We start from the raw sequence: 4,242 nt of genomic DNA, 5'->3' as shown, positions 1-4,242 counted from the left end.
TTTGGTATCGTTCTTCTCGGCTGAGGTGCTTGTACATTGGGCAACTTCGACTTGGCGGTTAAAGCGGCCATGATGCTCTCGCATCCTCAGCCACCTATAACCAGTTCATCTTTGTTGCACTTCGTCCTTGAATCCGCCTCTTTAATATCGCTTGGGATATCTTTTAAACCGCAAAATGTCACTATCGAAGCAATGCCGCCGTATATTAGCCACGAACCAATTGTGAATATCCAGCTATGCTTTTTGTGGATTTGATCCACTTTCGAAATAAGAGTCGACATTAGTTAAAGTTGTTTTCTAAGAAAGAGTGTTTTTTGGTCACGGCATCGAGCTCGACCAAGGTCTCTAGCAAAGCTTTCATCTTGTTCAAGGGCACGGCGTTGGGGCCATCCGACCAAGCCTCTGAGGGGCAAGGGTGGGTTTCCATGAACAAGCCCGCCACGCCGACGGCCACACCTGCACGGGCCAATACGGGCACCATGTCACGCGCACCACCACTGACGGTGCCTTGGCCGCCTGGCTTTTGCACCGAGTGGGTCACGTCAAAGACCACGGGTGCGCCGGATTTGCGCATTTCGGCCAAGCTGGTCATATCGGCCACGAGGTTGTTGTAGCCAAAGCTCACGCCGCGTTCGCAGGCCAAGAAGTTGTCTTCGGGTAGGCCCGCTTCGCGGGCGGCGTCACGCGCTTTGTCGATGACGTTTTTCATATCCCAAGGGGCCAAAAATTGGCCCTTTTTGATGTTGACGGGTTTGCCTGATTGGGCCACGGCACGGATGAAGTCGGTTTGGCGGCACAAGAAGGCAGGCGTTTGCAGCACGTCGACCACGCTGGCCACAGTTTTGACTTGGGATTCGTCATGCACATCGGTGAGGATGGGCAAGTGAAGTTGGCGGCGCACCTCGTCCAGAATTTTCAAACCGGCATCGATGCCCACGCCGCGTTTGGTGCTGCCAGATGAACGGTTTGCTTTGTCGAACGAGCCTTTGTAGATCAAAGGAATGCCCAAGCCTGAGCAGATTTCTTTGAGCTGACCTGCGACGTCCATCGACATTTCCAAGCCTTCGATGGAGCAAGTGCCTGCGATCAAAAAGAAAGGTTTGTTCAGGCCAACGTCGAATCCGCAAAGTTTCATGGTGTGTCCCGTTTTAAGCTTTGGCTTTGTGTTCCAGCGCCGCTTTGACGAAGGCGTTGAACAAAGGGTGGCCGTCCCAAGGGGTGGATTTGAATTCAGGGTGGAACTGCACGCCCATGTACCAAGGGTGAACGGTTTGTGGGAGCTCGACGATTTCGGTGAGTTGCTCGCGTTGGGTGAGCGCAGAAATCACCAACCCTGCGTTGCGAAGCGTGTCGAGGTAGTTCACATTGGCTTCATAGCGGTGGCGGTGACGCTCAGTCACCACGTCGCCGTAAATCTTGTGGGCCAAGGTGCCGGCTGCTACGTCTGAGCTTTGTGCGCCCAAGCGCATGGTGCCGCCGAGGTTGGAGCTGGCGGTACGGGTTTGGATGCTGCCGTCCGCGTCTTTCCACTCGTTGATGAGGGCGATGACGGGGTTGGGGCTGTCGGGCACAAACTCGGTGCTGTTGGCGTCTGTGAGGCCAGCCATGTGGCGTGCGTATTCGATGGTGGCGACTTGCATGCCCAAGCAGATGCCGAGGTAGGGTACTTTGTTTTCACGGGCAAATTGGGCCGATGAAATCTTGCCTTCCACACCACGAATGCCAAAGCCGCCGGGTACGAGGATAGCGTCGAATTTGCCAAGCTGGTTGACGTTCTCAGGCGTGATGAGTTCGGAGTCGACATACTCGATCTTCACCCGTGCATGGTTCTTCATGCCCGCGTGGCGCAAAGCTTCGTTGAGGGATTTGTAGCTGTCAGACAGGTCGACATACTTGCCCACCATCGCGATGGAGACTTCTTCTTTGGGGTTGGCCACTTCGTGGACCAAGTCGTCCCAACGCTGCAAGTTGGCTGCTTTGGCGTTGATGCGCAGCTTCTCGCACACCAAACGGTCCAGTCCTTGCTCGTGCAACATGCGTGGCACTTTGTAGATGGTGTCCACGTCCCACATGGAGATCACGCCCCACTCAGGTACGTTCGAGAAGAGGCTGATTTTTTGGCGCTCTTCTTCGGGGATGGGGCGGTCTGCACGGCACAGCAGGGCGTCGGCTTGAATGCCGATTTCGCGCAGCTTTTGAGCGGTGTGCTGGGTGGGTTTGGTTTTGAGTTCACCCGCCGCCGCAATCCAAGGCACATAGCTCAGGTGGACAAATGCGGTGTTGTTGGGGCCGAGCTTCAAGTTCATTTGACGCGCGGCTTCGAGGAAGGGGAGGGATTCGATGTCACCCACGGTGCCACCGATTTCGACAATGGCCACGTCCACGGCTTCAGGCGTTTCGAACGCTGCGCCGCGTTTGATGAACTCTTGAATTTCGTTGGTGATGTGCGGGATGACTTGCACTGTCTTGCCCAAATAGTCGCCGCGACGTTCTTTGTCGAGCACGCTTTGGTAAATCTGACCGGTGGTGAAGTTGTTGGCCTTTTTCATGCGCGTCGTGATGAAGCGCTCATAGTGGCCTAAATCGAGGTCGGTTTCTGCGCCGTCTTCGGTGACAAACACCTCGCCGTGCTGAAAAGGCGACATGGTGCCTGGGTCTACGTTGATGTAGGGGTCTAGCTTGATGAGGGTGACTTTGAGGCCGCGAGATTCAAGCAGGGCGGCGAGTGAGGCGGCTGCAATTCCCTTGCCGAGGGAAGAAACAACGCCGCCGGTGACGAATACAAATTGGGTCATGCCAGATCGGGAACTGTCTCCCGGTAGGTGGAAATCGAAATTATAGGCGCTCTGCTACATTGCGAGCCATGTCTGATCTGTCTAATAAACACATTGTTTTAGGTTTGAGTGGCGGCATCGCTTGCTACAAAGCGGCTGAGCTCTGCCGTGCCTTGGTGAAGGCTGGGGCCACGGTTCAAGTGGTGATGACCGAGGCGGCCGCCCAGTTCATCACACCTGTCACGCTGCAAACCTTGTCCAACCGAACCGTGTATGTCTCGCAATGGGATGCCCGCGAGCCCAACAATATGGCCCACATCAATTTGAGTCGCGAGGCTGATGCCATTGTGGTGGCCCCCGCCAGCGCTGACTTCATGGCCAAACTGCTGCACGGTCGTGCCGACGATTTGCTCAGTCTGATGTGCTTGGCTCGCCCCATCGAGCGTGTGCCTCTGGTTTTGGCCCCCGCCATGAACCGCGAGATGTGGCAGCACCCCGCCACGCAGCGCAACATGGCGCAGCTCACCGCAGATGGCGCACATGTGTTGGATGTGGGGCAGGGTGAACAAGCCTGCGGCGAAACGGGCGACGGCCGCATGCTCGAGCCGGAAGAAATTTTGGAAGACTTGATGGCGTTCTTTCAGCCCAAGGTCTTGGCAGGTCAGCACCTGTTGGTGACTGCTGGCCCCACCTACGAAGCGATGGACCCCGTGCGTGGCATCACCAATTTGTCCAGCGGCAAGATGGGCTTCTCGATTGCCCGTGCAGCGCGTGAAGCGGGCGCTGAGGTGACCTTGGTGGCTGGCCCCGTGCACTTGCCTACGCCTCGCGGTGTGCAGCGCGTGGATGTGCGCTCGGCCTTAGAGATGCAAGCAGCGGTGGCAAAACACGTGGATGCTGCGTCTGTGTTCGTGGCCACGGCCGCTGTCGCCGACTGGCGGATAGCGGATGCGGCAGAACAAAAAATCAAAAAAGATGGCTCAGGCCAAATACCGCCACTGAACTTGGTCGAAAACCCAGACATCTTGGCGGGTGTGGCCCAATCCGCTCGCGCGAAAAGCGGTGCTTTGTACTGCGTGGGTTTTGCCGCTGAAAGCCATGATTTGCTTCAGCACGCCACGGCCAAGCGCGAACGCAAAGGTGTGCCGCTGTTAGTGGGCAATATTGGCCCTGCCACCTTTGGGCTGGACGACAACGCCTTGTTGTTGGTCGATGCCCAAGGCTGCCAAGAATTGCCACATGCCAGCAAGCTCACGTTGGCGCGTCAGTTGGTGGGCGAGATTGCGCGTCGTTTGCGTACTGCCTGACTCAGCCCGACAAACCCTGACTTTTAAATTTGGCGGATTCAAGGACGAAGTGCAACAAAGATGAACTGGTTATAGGTGGCTGAGGATGCGAGAGCATCATGGCCGCTTTAACCGCCAAGTCGAAGTTGCCCAATGTACAAGCACCTCAGCCGAGAAGAACG

3 protein-coding genes are annotated in these 4,242 nt (G+C 56.4%); 1 reads left to right on the top strand and 2 read right to left on the bottom strand.

All coding sequences use genetic code 11. The annotated features are described in order from the left end of the window. Nucleotides 1–280: 280 nt before the first annotated feature. Together kdsA and RMS03_RS03190 are read right to left on the bottom strand one after the other, a co-directional pair. On the bottom strand, nucleotides 281–1,135 hold the full coding sequence (gene kdsA / locus RMS03_RS03195) for a 3-deoxy-8-phosphooctulonate synthase (RefSeq protein ID WP_310625663.1): 855 nt from the start codon (nucleotides 1,133–1,135) through the stop codon (nucleotides 281–283). 13 nt (nucleotides 1,136–1,148) lie between these two features. Further along, nucleotides 1,149–2,795, bottom strand: coding sequence for a CTP synthase (locus RMS03_RS03190; RefSeq protein ID WP_310625662.1), 1,647 nt, complete (start codon nucleotides 2,793–2,795; stop codon nucleotides 1,149–1,151). Between the two features lie 68 nt (nucleotides 2,796–2,863). Between RMS03_RS03190 and coaBC the strand changes: the two genes are divergently transcribed. Further along, nucleotides 2,864–4,081 carry a bifunctional phosphopantothenoylcysteine decarboxylase/phosphopantothenate--cysteine ligase CoaBC gene (coaBC, locus tag RMS03_RS03185; protein ID WP_310625661.1) on the top strand — a complete coding sequence of 406 codons (1,218 nt, stop codon included), beginning with the start codon at nucleotides 2,864–2,866 and terminating at the stop codon, nucleotides 4,079–4,081. Nucleotides 4,082–4,242 lie beyond the last annotated feature (161 nt).

The organism is Limnohabitans sp., from assembly GCF_031538885.1.
Lineage (GTDB): Bacteria > Pseudomonadota > Gammaproteobacteria > Burkholderiales > Burkholderiaceae_C > Limnohabitans.
The sequence above is the reverse complement of the archived record's forward strand: the minus strand, read 5'-3'. Positions and strand labels throughout refer to the sequence as shown.